The 15,578-nt window shown below is 58.6% G+C and carries 22 protein-coding genes, 1 tRNA gene and 1 riboswitch; of the genes, 13 read left to right on the forward strand and 10 right to left on the reverse strand.

All coding sequences use genetic code 11. The annotated features are described in order from the left end of the window. Positions 1-2: 2 nt before the first annotated feature. Both HNQ72_RS02585 and lipB read right to left on the reverse strand, forming a co-directional pair. Positions 3-425 (reverse strand): OsmC family protein, encoded by a 423-nt coding sequence (locus HNQ72_RS02585; protein ID WP_183989430.1) that lies wholly within the window; start codon positions 423-425, stop codon positions 3-5. 7 nt (positions 426-432) lie between these two features. Beyond that, a complete protein-coding gene (lipB, locus tag HNQ72_RS02590; protein WP_183989431.1) occupies positions 433-1,155 on the reverse strand; it encodes a lipoyl(octanoyl) transferase LipB in 723 nt (240 codons plus the stop codon). Between the two features lie 197 nt (positions 1,156-1,352). Between lipB and HNQ72_RS02595 the strand changes: the two genes are divergently transcribed. After that, positions 1,353-1,437 (forward strand) — tRNA-Leu (locus HNQ72_RS02595). Between the two features lie 126 nt (positions 1,438-1,563). Here HNQ72_RS02595 and HNQ72_RS02600 read toward each other — a convergent pair. Next, positions 1,564-1,863, reverse strand: coding sequence for a hypothetical protein (locus HNQ72_RS02600; RefSeq protein ID WP_183989432.1), 300 nt, complete (start codon positions 1,861-1,863; stop codon positions 1,564-1,566). A gap of 85 nt (positions 1,864-1,948) precedes the next feature. After that, positions 1,949-2,482 (reverse strand): acyloxyacyl hydrolase, encoded by a 534-nt coding sequence (locus HNQ72_RS02605; protein ID WP_183989433.1) that lies wholly within the window; start codon positions 2,480-2,482, stop codon positions 1,949-1,951. Between the two features lie 191 nt (positions 2,483-2,673). Here HNQ72_RS02605 and HNQ72_RS02610 point away from each other — a divergent pair, with 191 nt between their 5' ends. The 10 genes from HNQ72_RS02610 to fghA all read left to right on the forward strand — a co-directional run bounded on the left by HNQ72_RS02610 (position 2,674) and on the right by fghA (position 9,569). After that, positions 2,674-3,606 (forward strand): DMT family transporter, encoded by a 933-nt coding sequence (locus HNQ72_RS02610; protein WP_183989434.1) that lies wholly within the window; start codon positions 2,674-2,676, stop codon positions 3,604-3,606. A gap of 84 nt (positions 3,607-3,690) precedes the next feature. Beyond that, positions 3,691-4,401 carry a hypothetical protein gene (locus HNQ72_RS02615; protein WP_183989435.1) on the forward strand — a complete coding sequence of 237 codons (711 nt, stop codon included), beginning with the start codon at positions 3,691-3,693 and terminating at the stop codon, positions 4,399-4,401. 57 nt (positions 4,402-4,458) lie between these two features. Next, positions 4,459-5,076 carry a GNAT family N-acetyltransferase gene (locus HNQ72_RS02620; RefSeq protein ID WP_183989436.1) on the forward strand — a complete coding sequence of 206 codons (618 nt, stop codon included), beginning with the start codon at positions 4,459-4,461 and terminating at the stop codon, positions 5,074-5,076. A 143-nt stretch (positions 5,077-5,219) separates the two neighbouring features. Next, a complete protein-coding gene (locus tag HNQ72_RS02625) occupies positions 5,220-6,347 on the forward strand; it encodes an S-(hydroxymethyl)glutathione dehydrogenase/class III alcohol dehydrogenase (protein WP_183989437.1) in 1,128 nt (375 codons plus the stop codon). Continuing rightward, positions 6,344-6,805, forward strand: a complete 462-nt coding sequence (locus tag HNQ72_RS02630; protein WP_183989438.1) for a GNAT family N-acetyltransferase — start codon at positions 6,344-6,346, stop codon at positions 6,803-6,805. Before HNQ72_RS02625 ends, HNQ72_RS02630 begins: the two co-directional genes overlap by 4 nt. Before the next feature lie 33 nt (positions 6,806-6,838). Beyond that, positions 6,839-7,162, forward strand: a complete 324-nt coding sequence (locus HNQ72_RS02635) for a hypothetical protein (RefSeq protein ID WP_210319487.1) — start codon at positions 6,839-6,841, stop codon at positions 7,160-7,162. A gap of 160 nt (positions 7,163-7,322) precedes the next feature. Further along, on the forward strand, positions 7,323-7,511 hold the full coding sequence (locus HNQ72_RS02640; RefSeq protein WP_183821573.1) for a YegP family protein: 189 nt from the start codon (positions 7,323-7,325) through the stop codon (positions 7,509-7,511). Between the two features lie 49 nt (positions 7,512-7,560). Then, positions 7,561-8,007 (forward strand): YaiI/YqxD family protein, encoded by a 447-nt coding sequence (locus tag HNQ72_RS02645; RefSeq protein WP_183989439.1) that lies wholly within the window; start codon positions 7,561-7,563, stop codon positions 8,005-8,007. 20 nt (positions 8,008-8,027) lie between these two features. After that, complete coding sequence (locus HNQ72_RS02650; protein WP_183989440.1) at positions 8,028-8,699, forward strand: DUF1345 domain-containing protein; 672 nt, start codon at positions 8,028-8,030, stop codon at positions 8,697-8,699. A gap of 36 nt (positions 8,700-8,735) precedes the next feature. After that, a complete protein-coding gene (gene fghA / locus HNQ72_RS02655) occupies positions 8,736-9,569 on the forward strand; it encodes an S-formylglutathione hydrolase (protein WP_183989441.1) in 834 nt (277 codons plus the stop codon). Positions 9,570-9,634: 65 nt separating this feature from the next. Here fghA and HNQ72_RS02660 read toward each other — a convergent pair whose 3' ends face one another. From HNQ72_RS02660 to crcB, 6 genes are all read right to left on the reverse strand, one after another. Continuing rightward, on the reverse strand, positions 9,635-10,030 hold the full coding sequence (locus HNQ72_RS02660) for a DoxX family protein (protein WP_183989442.1): 396 nt from the start codon (positions 10,028-10,030) through the stop codon (positions 9,635-9,637). Between the two features lie 113 nt (positions 10,031-10,143). Continuing rightward, on the reverse strand, positions 10,144-10,644 hold the full coding sequence (locus HNQ72_RS02665) for a hypothetical protein (RefSeq protein WP_183989443.1): 501 nt from the start codon (positions 10,642-10,644) through the stop codon (positions 10,144-10,146). A gap of 54 nt (positions 10,645-10,698) precedes the next feature. After that, positions 10,699-11,490: an ATP12 family chaperone protein gene (locus tag HNQ72_RS02670; protein ID WP_183989444.1), complete on the reverse strand. Its 792-nt coding sequence runs from the start codon at positions 11,488-11,490 to the stop codon at positions 10,699-10,701. Positions 11,491-11,501: 11 nt separating this feature from the next. Further along, positions 11,502-12,149 (reverse strand): HAD-IA family hydrolase, encoded by a 648-nt coding sequence (locus HNQ72_RS02675; protein WP_183989445.1) that lies wholly within the window; start codon positions 12,147-12,149, stop codon positions 11,502-11,504. After that, the gene (locus HNQ72_RS02680; RefSeq protein WP_183821565.1) at positions 12,146-13,135 is read right to left on the reverse strand and encodes an RluA family pseudouridine synthase; all 990 of its coding nucleotides are present in this window, start codon (positions 13,133-13,135) and stop codon (positions 12,146-12,148) included. The genes HNQ72_RS02675 and HNQ72_RS02680 overlap by 4 nt, the downstream gene beginning before the upstream one ends. Positions 13,136-13,171: 36 nt before the next feature. After that, positions 13,172-13,549: a fluoride efflux transporter CrcB gene (crcB, locus tag HNQ72_RS02685; RefSeq protein WP_183989446.1), complete on the reverse strand. Its 378-nt coding sequence runs from the start codon at positions 13,547-13,549 to the stop codon at positions 13,172-13,174. 114 nt (positions 13,550-13,663) lie between these two features. On the opposite strand from crcB, the gene HNQ72_RS02690 reads away from it, so the two are divergent. Together HNQ72_RS02690 and gcvT are read left to right on the forward strand one after the other, a co-directional pair. Beyond that, on the forward strand, positions 13,664-13,942 hold the full coding sequence (locus tag HNQ72_RS02690; RefSeq protein ID WP_148144856.1) for a hypothetical protein: 279 nt from the start codon (positions 13,664-13,666) through the stop codon (positions 13,940-13,942). Between the two features lie 225 nt (positions 13,943-14,167). Further along, positions 14,168-14,256, forward strand: a riboswitch (glycine riboswitch). Between the two features lie 180 nt (positions 14,257-14,436). Next, on the forward strand, positions 14,437-15,573 hold the full coding sequence (gene gcvT / locus HNQ72_RS02695) for a glycine cleavage system aminomethyltransferase GcvT (RefSeq protein WP_183989447.1): 1,137 nt from the start codon (positions 14,437-14,439) through the stop codon (positions 15,571-15,573). Positions 15,574-15,578: the final 5 nt, after the last annotated feature.

A 15,578-nucleotide genomic window follows, 5' to 3' on the forward strand; every position in this document is an offset into this window, starting at 1 on the left:
GGTCAGCAGACCGAAAGCGAAATCTCCGGGCGCGTCTTCAGCGTATTGCTGACCGTGCAGATTTCCTCGGCCATATGAACGATCTGGTGGCGCTCTTCTTCCGTAAGATCGCCATCAATCTTGATCGTGACGGTGAAACGCTCGATTCGATAAGGCTCTTCGGCTGACTTTTCACCCGTTACATCAGCTGAAGCTCCATCAAATCGATCGATGATTGAAAGCTTGCTCGCTGCAATCCGTGCGCTCAGGACAAGGCAGGCGGAAAGCGACGCAAACATCAGGTCGAGCGGATTGAACCCCTCTTCGGATGCGCCGGTTACAACGCCGATCTCGCCGCCGGTTCGGCTCGTCACCTGCGGGTGACCATTCCGCTGAACCCTGGCCACAGCCCCGATCGGGCGCCTCTTGATTTTCAGATCGACCATTGTCCGCTCACGCCTTTTCGATGACCGTCGGCCCAAAAATCTCCTCGAAGGCCTCGCGGAGCCGAATGTCTACATCTTCCATCAGCACAAGCATGCCGAGATCGACAAGGCTCGTCACGCCGTAGGATGTCACGCCACAGGGCACGATTCCGGAAAAATGCGAAAGATCCGGATCGACATTTAGTGACAGCCCGTGAAAACTCACCCAACGGCGCAGGCGAATGCCAAAAGCTGCGATCTTGTCTTCCGCCATGCTTCCATCCGGCAGTCGAGGCTTTTCAGGCCGCTGAACCCATACGCCGACTCGGTCTTCGCGTCGTTCCCCGCGAACATTCATCAACTCGAGCGTCTGGATGACCAGCTGCTCGAGTGCCGCGACATAGGCGCGAACATCCTGACGGCGGCGCTTGAGGTCCAGCATCACATAGGCCACCCGCTGGCCGGGACCATGATAGGTATATTCCCCACCGCGGCCGGTTTCATAAACCGGGAATCGGTTCGGCTCGATAAGATCGGCGGAGTTGGCGCTGGTGCCTGCCGTATAAAGCGGCGGGTGCTCAAGCAGCCAGACCAGTTCGTCCGCCTTGCCGTCGGCAATTGCGGCGACTTCGTGCTCCATCGTCTCAAGCGCCTCTTCATAGGGCACGGGACAATCCGAGATACGCCAACGCACCGGCGGACAGTGCGCTGCAGGGAACATCTGATGGTCAAGATCTGTACGTGTCTGCATGACGGGCCTTCTGACAAGAAGATTGTGAATTTGCAATGCGCCTCTGGGGCCTGCAAAACAAGGGGTTCATATGAGGCGAGAAAGGCGTGGTCTGTGGACTTTGTTTTTTTCCTTCAAAAAACTGTCACGGCACACTTGTGCAGCCGGAATCCATTTGCTAGATGCTGCCTCGCCGAAGCAATTCGGCCTACCACGATGCGGTCGTGGCGGAATTGGTAGACGCGCAGCGTTGAGGTCGCTGTGGGGCAACCCGTGGAAGTTCGAGTCTTCTCGACCGCACCAAATTAACCCGGCTTCGGCCGGGTTTTTTGTTTTATGGCAATGAGTTACTTAATGCAGCGTCCCGCACGCTAAATCATTGCGGGACACCCGAACGGCTCGCCTATTTGCGACATAGACGACGCGACATCAGGCGTTGCGAGAGCCTTCGACGGCCAGGGACTGGATCACCAGACGGCAGTTTTCGTTGCCTTGAGGAAGCAGCGTCATGGGATCGACCAGACCGGCCCCGACACCGATTGCATTGGCTGCAGCCCAGCCCCAGTTTTCCTGCGCATAGCGCAGCAGCTCCGGCGCCTCGACGGAAATGCAAGCCTTGCCGGCCTCGACGAGTTCCTGCGAAGGCACGCCCTGCAGGCGCTGCGACAGTTCCGCCTGAAGCGGCGTGACGACAAAGATGGCGAATAGATAGCTGATGAATTCCGACACCGGGACCTCCTGAGTTCAACAGGAAGATAGGTATGCCGGACTCTCCACGCCAGCAGACACAGGGCGATTCGAAAGCCTGCAGAACCTAGAATTTGATTCCGACCGCCAGCCCGACATGAGTGAGGCCATCGTTCGGTCCGTCGCAGAGATTTGCATGGGACGAATGATCTGCCGTCGCCATGAGATTGACGGTGTCGGTCAGGCGCATGCCGAGCGCCACATGCTCGCGAAACAGAAAACGGCAGCCCAGTCGCGGGCCATCACCGGTATCGAGATTGCCGTTATGGACAGTCCCGCCAAATCCCGCCTCGGCGAAAAACGTCTCGCCGAGCGGCACATGCCAGTTCAGCCCGGCATAAGCCTGATCGGTCGCGTCCGGCCCACCCGAGACGCCAAGCTGGATCCTTGGTTCCAAAAGCACGGCCGCTGCCCCGGTGCGGGAGGATTTGAATGGAGCCAGATAGATCTCTGCAGATCCGACCGCGCCCTTGTCCTTCGAGCTGCCGCTCTGGAGCAGGCCGCCGGCACCGATACGGACTTCATCGACGAGATCGCCGGAAAATACCGGTTGGGCAAACGCAATGCCAAGAACAAGTGCAAGCGGCGATATGAATTTCATCGGCTTCCCTCGAATCAATGTTGAAACTGTCGAGGCAAAACCGCCGGGTGTATAGAGGTGAAAGACAACACGATGCCTTCTGTACGGTAGCGTAGACCAGCCACCGCAGGATCCCGTCTTTCAAATGAAGGCCCCGGCTTGAAGGTGGTTGCCGGCTATGGTTCAACACCGCATCATCAAGAGTGCTGCCCATGTCCGATTCTCATCCGCAAAATCCGATCAAGGGCATGGCGATCATGGCGGCCTGCATGATCGTTCTGCCGATGATGGATGCGATCGCCAAATACATGGCGACTTTCGAGACAATGTCGCCGGGCCAGGTGACCTTCTACCGGTTCTTTTTCCAGTTTCTGGCGCTGCTGCCGATCGCCTTTTTCGTTCCCGGCGCGATCCGCGGCGGCAAGCGACCCTGGATGAACCTTCTGCGCGGCGCCCTGCATGCAGCGGCCAGCCTGATGTTCTTCATGGCGGTCAAATACATGCCGCTCGCAGACGTATTTGCGATCTATTTCGTCGAACCCTTCATGCTGACGATGATGTCGGCGCTTTTTCTCGGTGAAAAGGTCGGCTGGCGCAGATGGCTAGCCATCGCCGTCGGTTTCGGCGGCGCCATGATCGTCATCCAGCCGAGCTACGAGATCTTCGGCTGGACGGCGCTGCTGCCAGTCCTCTGTGCCTTTCTCTACACGCTGTACCTGTTTCTAAATCGCGCCATCGGTGACGCCGATTCGCCGCTGACCATGCAGTTCGTCGCCGGCGTCGGCGGGACATTGTTCATGACCGTAGGCCTGCTGGCCGGGCATTTCGTCTATCCCGTGGAGTTTGAAGCCTCCCTGCCCTCGTCCAGTCTCGGCCTGCTGCTGCTGATCATCCTCGGCAGCCTGTCCGGTTACGTTCATCTGCTGGTGGTGCGGGCCTTCCGCATGGCGCCGCTATCGCTTTTGGCGCCGTTCCAGTATTTCGAGATCATCTCGGCAACCGTACTCGGATATCTGCTGTTCGCCGACTTCCCGACAGCCTCCAAATGGCTTGGGATCGGGATCATCGTCGCCTCCGGCCTGTTCATCATCTGGCGCGAACGTATCAGGGTGAGACAGATTTCGGCCGAGCCGCCGCTTGGCTAGTCTTCGTTAACCGACCTTATTGTCGGCCTCTCAACTTCTCCAAATTAAGAGCAATATCAGTTTCATGATGAAACGGAGAAAGAGATGAGCGGCATACGCTTTTCTTTTCCGGCATGTGTCATCGCCGGAAAGGGCCGCATCGACAGGCATGACCTGTTGATTCTGCGAAAATACGCCTTCACGAACGCAATCCGTGGTTACGACGACGCCCTTCTGCTTCTTGCCTTGAACGACATGTGCCCGGTTCATTGCGAGGAATGGCCGACATATTTCGTCGAGCAGCTGGCGGTATTCATCGTCGACACAGCACCACCTCGCGGACGGCTGGACGCCGCGAAAGCCGCATGGCTGATCCGTGCACTGGCGCTTGATGGCCGGATCGAGCATCCGTTGCAGCTCGAAACGCTTCTGCACGCGATCGAACGTGCCGAAAGCTGTCCGGATATCCTGTCGGCCTTCGCGCTCGACCAGTTGCGCCACAAGCTTCTGGCTCCCCCGGAGTTATCCTACGGCGTGCCGGCACCTCGTCATGCGGGGATCACTGCCGATGACATGGCCTATGTCTGGCGGGTCTTGCGGTGCCGGGTTGATGGCGGTCGCCTCTTCATTTCGGCGCTGGAAGCATCCAGCCTCGCGATGATCGACGACGTCATACGGCATCGGGACAACCATCCCGGCTGGCAGGAAGTGATGGACTATGTGGCAGGCGAAGAGCGCCACATGGAGAGCCTTCGCTCCCATCCCTGGCTTCTGACCGATGACGACATCGCGACCTGGGACGAACGCGTGGCTTGAAGCTGAATTTTCCTTGGCGACGGTTGACATGCGCCGGGCAAAACAGTCCAAGAGCGCATGCACACGTCCAATCCCACGCTCCCCTTCGGCTACTCTCCCGTTCCTGCGGGAAAGCTTGCCAACATGGTCACCTGCCTCGAAATGTTCGAGCGCCCGGCCGCCCGGCCTTTGCCGCCGGAAACCGGTCTGAGGGTCGAGCATTGGGCCGCTCCTTCCGTAGACGAATACCGTGATCTCTATCGACGCGTCGGCGAGGAATGGCTGTGGGTCTCGCGGCTGGTCATGCCGGATGCCGAGCTGGAAGCGATCCTCACCGATCCGCTGATCGAGATCCATGTCCTGACCGACGGCACCCGCCGGCTGGGCCTTCTGGAACTCGATTTCCGCGAAGAGGGTGAATGCGAAATCGCCTTTTTCGGCGTGGTTTCCGAAGCGATCGGCAACGGTTCCGGCCGCATCTTGATGAATGCAGCAATCGAAAATGCCTGGTCGCGACCGATCAAGCGTTTCTGGGTGCATACCTGCAATTTCGATCACCCGGCAGCGCTCGCCTTCTATCAGCGATCCGGCTTCACCCCTTACGCCTTCATGGTCGAGATCTGTGACGACCCGAGGATCGATGGCCGCATGTCACGGGATCTGGCGCCTCACGTTCCGATCATAGAACCCCGCTGATCAAAGCGTGATCGGCGCCTGTCGTTTTTGCGGCTTTGTACGTCCGGTTCTGGCTTGAGCCAAATCGCCCGAGCGTGCAAAAGTCCGCGCAGATTCTAATTCATTAACAAGACTTTCAAATTTCGAACCAAGGGAGTGACACGATGGATGTCCGCGCCGCTGTTGCCGTTCAGGCAGGTAAACCGCTGGAAGTGATGACGGTTCAGCTCGACGGCCCGAAGGCCGGCGAAGTGCTGGTCGAGATCAAGGCCACTGGCATCTGCCACACCGACGATTTCACTCTTTCGGGCGCCGACCCGGAAGGCCTGTTTCCAGCCATTCTCGGCCATGAAGGTGCAGGCATCGTCGTCGATGTCGGACCCGGCGTCACCTCGCTGAAAAAGGGTGACCACGTCATTCCGCTCTACACGCCGGAATGCCGCGAGTGCTATTCCTGCACCTCGCACAAGACCAATCTCTGCACCTCGATCCGCTCTACCCAGGGTCAGGGCGTGATGCCGGACGGCACATCGCGCTTCTCGATCGGCAAGGACAAGATCCATCACTATATGGGCTGCTCGACCTTCGCGAACTTCACCGTTCTGCCGGAAATCGCGCTTGCCAAGATCAATCCCGACGCCCCCTTCGACAAGGTCTGCTATATCGGCTGCGGCGTGACGACCGGCATCGGTGCGGTCATCAACACGGCCAAGGTCGAGATCGGCTCCACCGCAATCGTCTTCGGCCTCGGCGGTATCGGCCTCAACGTGCTGCAGGGCCTGCGCCTGGCCGGTGCCGACATGATCATCGGCGTCGACATCAACCCGGACCGCAAGGAATGGGGTGAAAAGTTCGGCATGACCCACTTCGTCAACCCGAAGGAAGTCGGCGACGATATCGTTCCTTATCTCGTCAACATGACCAAGCGTCATGGCGACCTGATCGGCGGTGCCGACTACACGTTCGACTGCACCGGCAATACCAAGGTCATGCGCCAGGCGCTCGAATGCTCGCATCGCGGCTGGGGCAAGTCGGTCATCATCGGCGTTGCAGGAGCAGGTCAGGAAATCTCGACCCGTCCGTTCCAGCTGGTCACGGGCCGCAACTGGATGGGCACGGCATTCGGCGGCGCCCGCGGCCGCACCGATGTGCCGAAGATCGTCGACTGGTATATGGAAGGCAAGATCCAGATCGACCCGATGATCACCCACACCATGCCGCTCGAAGACATCAACAAGGGTTTCGACCTGATGCACAAGGGTGAATCGATCCGCGGCGTGGTGGTCTATTGACCACCGCCTCCACCTACATTGTCGACGTGCGGAGGCTGGAAGAGTTCTCCGCACTCGACCTCTACGCCATGCTGAAAATGCGCGTCGACGTCTTCGTCGTCGAGCAGACCTGCCCCTATCCCGAGCTTGACGGCAACGATCCCGATTGCCTGCATCTGCGGCTGATGGATGGCGACGATCTTCTCGCCTGCGCCCGCCTCTGGCGCCCGACGCAGGATCACCTGCCCCGCATCGGCCGTGTCGCCGTATCGCCCAACCACCGCGGCAAGCGGCTCGGTGATGCCCTGATGCGCGAGGCGATCACCGAATGCGAAAAGGCCTATCCCGGCGAAGCGATCGAGATCTCCGCCCAGGCGCATCTGCAGAAATTCTATGGCTCGCTCGGTTTCGAGCGGACATCCGAGGAATATCTGGAAGACGGCATTCCGCATGTGGATATGATACGACCATTGCGATAGCTTGACCCTTTCAAAAGTTGATTGGGTATCGCATTGGAAGCTGAGAAGAATTGGAAGCTCAAGCTAAGATACGGGAAACTGCAAACGCCTTTCCAGCATTTCACGATGATGGCGGAGGGCGAAATAGTCGAGACTAATGCGGACTTCGATATCCAAGTTGGTACGCCAGCATTTTTCAGAATGAATGTATGGGCGCTGGACCCAGAGCAAGCGGTCGACATGATCATCACAATCGGTCGACATATCGGATTCGAGACGACAGGTCGGGTATACACATATTCGACGGAGGCCAAAGAGCCCCCGAATGAAAATCCGAGAGCGTATGACTTGAATTTCACGCCGTTTGAAAGGGATTAGGTCAAAGCTCTGAGACTAGCTCGCAATCCTATGACGCAGAAATACTGTCGATATTGCCAGGATTGATTACGTCCATATACCTCATAGTCGATCTGCAGTGCTTGCTTTTCCTTTGCCCCGATCTATCATCCATGACGGGAAGAAAAGAGAGGAAGCAACCATGTACAAATTCGAAGTCTACAAGGATAAGGCAGGCGAGTTTCGTTTCCGTTTCAAGGCCTCCAACGGCCAGAGCATGTTTTCCTCAGAAGGTTATGCAGCCAAGGCCTCTGCCATAGCCGCCATCGAATCCATCAAGAAAAACGCGCCCGGCGCAACCGTCGACGACCAGACGACAGCGGTAGCGTGATCTGCTAAGTCGCTTCCTTGTTGAATTGTCTACGAGGAAGCGAATAGCCTTGATCTATGTCGATGCCGATGCCTGCCCGGTGAAGCCGGAAATTCTGAAGGTCGCAGAGCGCCACGGCCTTGAGGTGACCTTTGTCGCCAATTCTGGCCTGCGCCCGTCCCGTGATCCGATGGTCAAGAACGTCATCGTTTCGGGAGCCTTCGATGCTGCCGATGACTGGATCGCCGAACGTGCCGCGACCGGCGACATCGTGGTGACCGCAGACGTGCCGCTTGCGGGGCGTTGCGTCGCTGCAGGTGCATTTGTCACCGGCCCGACCGGACGCCTGTTCGACAAGACCAATATCGGCATGGCGACCGCGATGCGCGACCTCGGCGCTCATCTGCGCGAGACGGGTGAAAGCAAGGGATATAACGCTGCCTTCTCGCCGCGGGATCGCTCGGCGTTTCTGGAAACCCTCGACAGGCTCTGCCGCAGGGCAAAATCGGCCGGCTGAACGATACAGGTGAATTGGGCATGGCAAAAAGCGAGGGCGGCAAAGTCAAACGGCATTGGCGCCACCATCGCCATGGTCCCTTCTTTGTCGCGGCAATTGCGGCACTCATCACCCTGCCCGTCCTGATCTTCCTGCTGCCAGAACTGGCGGCGGCCCTGACGGCGATCGTGTTTTTCGTCGTCTATCTCATCCTGATCGGCTTGCGCGTCCGCCATCTCGATGCAGACCGGCTGCAGGCGAGCGGCCAGAATACCGACGAACCAGCCCCGATCATTCTCGCCGTCACCCTGCTTGCAGCAGTCGCTGCGCTCGTTACGCTATTCGAGGCCCTGAACCAGAAGCAGCCGTCGGGCCTGCTGGACGTGGCAGTCGGCTTTGCTGCCGTCATTCTCGGATGGTTTTCCATCCACACGATGTTCTCGCTGCATTACGCCCATCTCTACTGGCGCCCCGGCGAGAAGGACGACGGCAAATCGGTCGGCGGACTGGAATTCCCTCAAACGGATCGTCCCGGAGCATGGGACTTTCTCTATTTCGGTTACGTCATCGGCATGACCGCGCAGACCTCCGATGTCGCAATCACAGCGACGGACATGCGCAAAATCAATCTGCTTCATGCGGTCGTGTCTTTCTTTTTCAATACGATACTGGTAGCCGCTGCGGTTAATGCCGTCGTCTCGCTCGCGACCTGAACACTTGAACCTCGCAAGCCCGAAAGGACTATTCTTATGAAGATCATTTCGCAAAACACCGCCTTTGGCGGCATGCAGGGCGTTTTCAGCCATGAATCGGAAGCCTGCAAATGTGAGATGACCTTTGCGGTCTTCGTGCCGCCGCAGGCGATCAGCGAACCACGCCCGGTGCTCTGGTATCTTTCCGGCCTTACCTGCACCCATGCAAACGTCATGGAAAAGGGCGAGTATCGCCGCCTTGCAGCGGAACTCGGCCTGATCATCGTTTGCCCGGATGTCAGCCCACGCGGCAATGACGTGCCTGACGAACTGACCAATTGGCAGATGGGCAAGGGCGCGGGCTTCTATCTCGACGCGACCGAAAAGCCCTGGGCCGAAAACTACCAGATGTATACCTACATCACCGAGGAACTGCCCAAACTCGTCAGCGAGCAATTCCGCGTCGACATGAGCCGCCAGGGCATTTTCGGCCATTCGATGGGCGGCCATGGCGCCATGACCATTGCGCTGAAAAACCCGGAGCGTTTTAAGAGCTGCTCGGCCTTCGCGCCGATCGTCGAGCCGTCGACCGCAGACTGGTCTGAGCCGGCATTCGAAAAATATCTCGGCGCAGACAAGGCTCAGTGGCGCCAGTATGATGCCTGCGCGCTGGTCGCAGATGGCGCGCGTTTCCCCGAATTTCTGATCGATCAGGGCAAGGCGGACGGCTTTCTGGAAAATGGTCTGCGCCCATGGCTGTTCGAGGAAGCCGTGAAAGACACCGATATCTCGCTGACGCTCAGGATGCATGAGCGCTACGACCATTCCTACTATTTCATCTCGACCTTTATGGACGATCACCTGCGCTGGCATGCCCAGCGGCTTGGCTGATTTCTCCAAAGAATTGCGAAGATGAAGGAAGCCGGCGATATTGCCGGCTTCACTGTTTTTAGGCTTCAGATCTTCTTGCGGTTATCGACCGAAAACGCGCCGGCACCTGCAAAGAAGAGATAGATGAAGATGAACGAGAACAGGATGGCCGCCTCACCCTTGTTGACGGCCGGCCAGAAACCGCCCGGCGCATGTGCCATGAAATAAGCGACGGCCATCTGGCCGGACAGGATGAATGCGACCGGCCGCGTCAGGAAGCCGATGGTGATCAGGATCCCGCCGACAAATTCCAGAAGTGCTGCAAACAGCATCAGCGTGGAAAGCGGCCCCCCGTCACCCTGCGGCACGGGAAATGCAAAAAGCTTCATGGTCCCATGTTCCAAGAACAGAAGACCGGTCATAATTCTCAAGGCAGCCAGACCTTGCTCTCTATAGACTGCCAGACGATCGAAAAGTGCCATCGGATATCTCCCCGGATGAATAAGCGGCACAGCGTTAGTTCACGGCCGTTCTTGCCAGAAATCAACTTTCCGACAGCATCCTTAGAAGTTGTAAATCCGATTTAAGCAAGCCCTTACGGAGCACCGCCACTCGCAAGAGATGTGAGCAGCGCTGCACGATGCGGCCTTCCGAGCTGGAATTCAGACGCGATTCGATTTGCGATCTTTTCCGCCAGAGGACTGTCTGCAGGCTCCTTGCCGAAGCTCATGACCGATGTCTCGAATTCGCCCTCGGCAACCGGTTCACCCGATCCGACCGAGATGACCTTGACCATAACCCTTGCGGAATAACGATGGCCGAAAAGGACAGGCGATCGCCGCGTGTCCGACAACCTCACCGTCAGGATGGTCCGCGGCAGCATCATCGAACGCGATGTGGCGCGGATCGCGGAATCAACCAGGATATCGGTGCCGGCGATCAGATCGCGGGAAACATCCGGCTGGGCTGTCACGAAAGCGCCTCGCACGTCATAGAGCATGCGCTCCGCCTGCTCTTCTGCCGCCGGCATGCGAAAGCCGGCCAGCATCAGCACGGCAAGCGGAATAGCGATGATACGGACAGATTTCAGGAACATGCTGGCATCCGGAATGACGAGCCCGCATGTTCCCCGTTTAGGGTTAGTGAAGCCTTAAACCGAAGGCTTCAGAGCCTCAAAAACCGCCACGGCAGCCTGAAATTCTGCATGGCGCTTTTCGCGACGGTTCTGCGCTTCCGCATCCTCGCCCCAGTGCTCAGCCGTCCAGTCCTCTTCGAGATGGGCAAGCTGCCAGATATCCTCCGCCGCAAGGTAGCTCTCGGCAAAGGCGAGCGCCAGGATGGCGGAGCCGGTCAAAGTTGTCACCGTATGGAGAACCGCAAGTTCGATCGGCGTATCGTACTTCCTCAAAGCCGAGGAAAATGCCGCTGTCGCATCGCGTGGCTGCTCCTTCGGCATCACGCCTTCGATCAGTTCGAAACGCGCGCCGTACTGGTTTGCCGCCCAGTCGAGGATCGGATCCCATTGTTGCCGCTGGCGAAGAACCAGGTTTTCCGGGCTTTCTGCCCGGTAGCAGAGCATGTCGCTGGACGAGAAGCGAAGAATGTCCTCGAACACGGCCTGAGCCTCCACGGCAACACCGTCGATGGCGGTATTGATCAGGCGCGTCACCGGCATGGTGCGCGGATCGATGACCTCCACCTGGTTCGCCCATTCGTCACGCAGCAATTCCGCAAGCTGCGACGTCGGCACGGCGAGTGCGGCCTTGGCCGGCGTCTTCACCGGGCGACCGTCGAGATGCACGGCATGCCCGCCCTCGCTTTCGACGATCAAGACCTCGGTGTAGAAACGCTTTGGCAGCGGCTTCTGCATCTGGATCTGCGCCCGCCGTGTCGGGTCAGGATGGCTCATCGCTTCTGAAGGATCGGGGAAAAGTTCGCGCATGTGATAATTCCTCAGCCGATATGGGCCAATATCTCGCTCGGATGGCTGACGATCACGTCGGCACCGGCCTCCTTGAGTTCCGTGACGGAAGCGTATCCCCAGGAGACACCGATCGCGGTCGCACCGGCAGCCTTTGCCATTTGCATATCGTAAATGGCATCGCCGATCACAAGCGTGTCGGCCGGCTGCATCCCGGTCTCGTCACAGCATTCCGTCACCATCGCCGGATGCGGTTTGGACGGGCAATCGTCGGCCGTGCGCGATGCGACGAACTTGAAGCCGTGCGTCTCCCTGACGGAATCCAGCCCCCGGCGAGATTTGCCGGTGACGGCACCGAGAATGATTTCGTCACGACCCTGAAGCGTATTCATCAGCTCGAGAATGCCGGGAAACAGCGGCTCGCGGTAATCCATATCGCTGCGAACGACGGAAAACAGCGACCTGTAATAGGCCATCATGTCGATGTCCTCCTGATCCGCATGTTCCTTGCCCTGCATTCGCGCAATCGCGATATCGAGCGTCAGCCCGATGATCGATTTCGTATCCTCGAAAGATGGCTCGGGCTTGCCGAAATGCAGGAACGTACGACGCATGGTTTCATGGATCAGGCCCGCGCTATCGATCAGCGTGCCGTCGCAATCAAACAGAACCAGTTTCATTCGTCATCATCCCTTGCGCCATTTTCCATGTCGAAGCCGAGCAGGTTCCAGCTCTGGACCATATGCGGCGGCAGCGGCGCGGTAACCTTCAGGCGACCGCCATTCGGATGTGGAATGTCGATATGGCGTGCGTGCAGATGCAGTTTCTTCTGGATGCCACCCGGGAAAGGCCAGTTGACATCGTCGTCGTAATATTTCGGATCGCCGATGATCGGATGGCCCATGGAAAGCGCGTGGACGCGCAACTGGTGGGTACGGCCTGTATAGGGCTCCATCTCCAGCCATGCCAGCGACTGCGCCGCGGTTTCAAGCACGCGGTAATAGGAGATGGCGTGATCAGCCCCCTCCTCGCCATGCTTGGCGATCCGCATCTTGTCACCATCCGGTGTCTGGATCTTGACCAGCCAGGACGACAGCTTGTCCTCGCGTTTGCGCGGCACGCCCTTCACCAGCGACCAATAGGTCTTCTTGGTATCACGCTCGCGAAATGCTGCAGTCAGCTTCTGGGCGGCACCGCGGGTGCGCGCGATCACCAGAACGCCGGACGTGTCGCGGTCGAGACGATGGACCAGACGCGGCTTCTCGCCCTTGGGGCTGATCCAGGATTCAAGCATCTGGTCGATATGGCGCGTCACGCCCGAACCGCCCTGCACGGCAAGGCCGGCCGGCTTGTTCAAGACGATCACCTTGTCGTCCTCATGCAGGACCATGCGCTGCAGCAGCTCGTAATCGCCGGCATGCTTCAGATCCTTGGAGGCGATAGGGCCCTTCTTGGAATCAGTATCCATGGGCGGCACACGGACCGTCTGGCCGGGCTCGACGCGTGTGTCGGTCTTGACGCGACCACCATCGACGCGCACCTGACCGGAGCGCAGCAATTTCTGCAACGGGCCGAAACCCAGACCCGGATAGTGAATCTTGAACCAACGGTCGAGGCGCATGCCTGCCTCGTCCGCCTCGACGCGGATATGCTCGATGCCTGCCATCAACGCTCTTTCTTATATCTTCTTGAGGGCCGCTCTTTAGAGCATTGCCCGCCCGAGCGCCAGCCCGGCAAAGACGGCGGCGAACGAAACCACGAGGCTGCCGATCACATAAGCGGCGGCAGCAGTGATCGCGCCGCGCTCGAAAAGGACCATCGTATCGAGAGAAAAGGACGACCAGGTGGTAAAGCCGCCGATAATTCCGGTGACGATGAACACCCGCAGCTCCATCGAGGCATTGAAACGGCGCGCGATCATTTCCACCGACAGACCGATGATGAACGATCCGACGACGTTTACGGCAAGTGTTCCCCAGGGAAAGCTCGGCCCGAACCAGCGGACAGAAAAGACGCCGACCAGATAACGAAGAACTGAACCGATTGCCCCGCCCAATGCGGCCAATAGAATATTCGTCATGACTTCAACCCTTGACTGCGTGACTAAAAGCCCACATCGTTAAAAAGCAGTGGTTCGGCTTAAGCATCGAAGAACACCCACTCCCGTAAGGGTGGAAGATCGAAGGTGAGGCAAATGACCCAGATCGTAACCATTTCTGCAAATACGGCGGCTTTGAATATCGAAGCGCTCCGCACGCCACGCCGCGTTTCCGTGAAGGACCAGGTGGCCGATGTCAAGGCTGACGCTGATCGGAACGCCAAGGCTCTGGAGAATGTCAGCGATCCGGAAGCCATTGATAACATGATCCCCGCGATAAAAGTCGGCATCGACGTCCTAACCACCGGCAAACAGCCGCAGCAGCAATATTCCCTGCAGCAGGTCGAGGCGGCTTATCGCGACCTCGAGGACTGAGTATTTTGAACTGAACGGCTAGTCTGCTGTACGCGCGCTGAACTCCCGCTTCGACATTCCAATGCCTCCTTCAGACAGACAAGATCGCTGAACAGCGAACCCGGTGCGGGTCTCCGCCGGAGCAGGCTGTCATTGAACCAGATCAATCCATACAGATCATGCGACAGAAATCGTGCTGGTTTCGACATGCGGCCCTTGCCAAAAGGTATGCCGCAACGATAATGAGCGCGACCCGTAGGGAGAAGCCGCTTCAGTGCGGTGCCGAAGGAGCAACCGCCCCGGAAACTCTCAGGCAAAAGGACCACGGGTAGACTGCAGGAACTCTGGAGAGTAGCAGCCGATTTTCGGAGGCTCGCCGAAGGGATAACAATCTCAGGCGAAAGGGACAGAGGGGGCTCGAAACCGACAAGGGAAACCCTTTGGGGCAAACCCGTGTCCTAATCTGAGCCGGCGTGCGACCTGTTTTCAGGCGTGCCCAAACCTGGAGGCGTCTTTTGGACGATCAAGCAGCTCTTCGCACTACTCCGCTCCACGCATTGCACATCTCGCTCGGCGCAAAAATGGTGCCGTTCGCCGGTTATGACATGCCGGTGCAATATCCGCTCGGCGTGATGAAGGAACACCTTCATACCCGCGCGGAGGCCGGTCTGTTCGACGTGTCTCATATGGGCCAGGTGATCGTGAAGGCGAAATCCGGCGAGTATGCCGACGCGGCGCTGGCGCTCGAAAAACTCGTCCCGGTCGACATTCTGGGCCTCAAGGAAGGTCGCCAGCGTTACGGCTTCTTCACAGATGCAAACGGCGGCATCCTCGACGACCTGATGATTACCAATCGCGGTGACCATCTTCTTGTTGTCGTCAACGCCGCCTGCAAGGACCAGGACGTTGCCCATATGAAGGCAAACCTAGCCGATTGTGACGTCACGCTTCTGGAAGACCGCGCACTGATCGCCCTTCAGGGTCCCCGAGCGCAGGCGGTTCTGGCCGAACTCTGGGCCGGCGTTTCCGGCATGAAGTTCATGGACGTGCGCGAAGTGCCGCTTCACGACGTGCCCTGCATCATCTCCCGCTCCGGTTATTCCGGCGAAGACGGCTTTGAGATCTCCGTACCGGAAGCCCATGCCGTCGAAGTCGCCAAGGCTCTGCTGGAACACCCGGACTGCGAAGCGATCGGCCTCGGCGCGCGCGACAGTCTTCGTCTCGAAGCTGGCCTGTGTCTCTACGGAAACGACATCGACACCACCACTTCGCCGATCGAAGCCTCGCTCGAATGGGCGCTGCAGAAGGCCCGCAAGGCCGGCGGCGACCGCGAAGGCGGTTTTCCGGGCGCAGAACGCATCCTCGGCGAACTGGCCAATGGCACGACCCGCCGCCGCGTTGGCCTGAAGCCCGAAGGCAAGGCACCGGTTCGCTCGCATGCAAAACTCTACGCCGATGCGGAAGGCAAGACCGAGCTCGGCGAAGTCACATCCGGCACATTCGGCCCGAGCGTCGAAGGCCCGGTCGCCATGGGTTACCTGCCGGTCAGCCACACCGATGCCGGCACTCAAGTCTATGCGGAAGTCCGCGGCAAATATTTGCCCATGACCGTCACCGCCCTTCCCTTCATCACCCCCACCTATAAACGCTAAGAAAT

Origin of the sequence: Aliirhizobium wenxiniae, assembly GCF_014201355.1 — a bacterium.
Lineage (GTDB): Bacteria > Pseudomonadota > Alphaproteobacteria > Rhizobiales > Rhizobiaceae > Neorhizobium > Neorhizobium wenxiniae.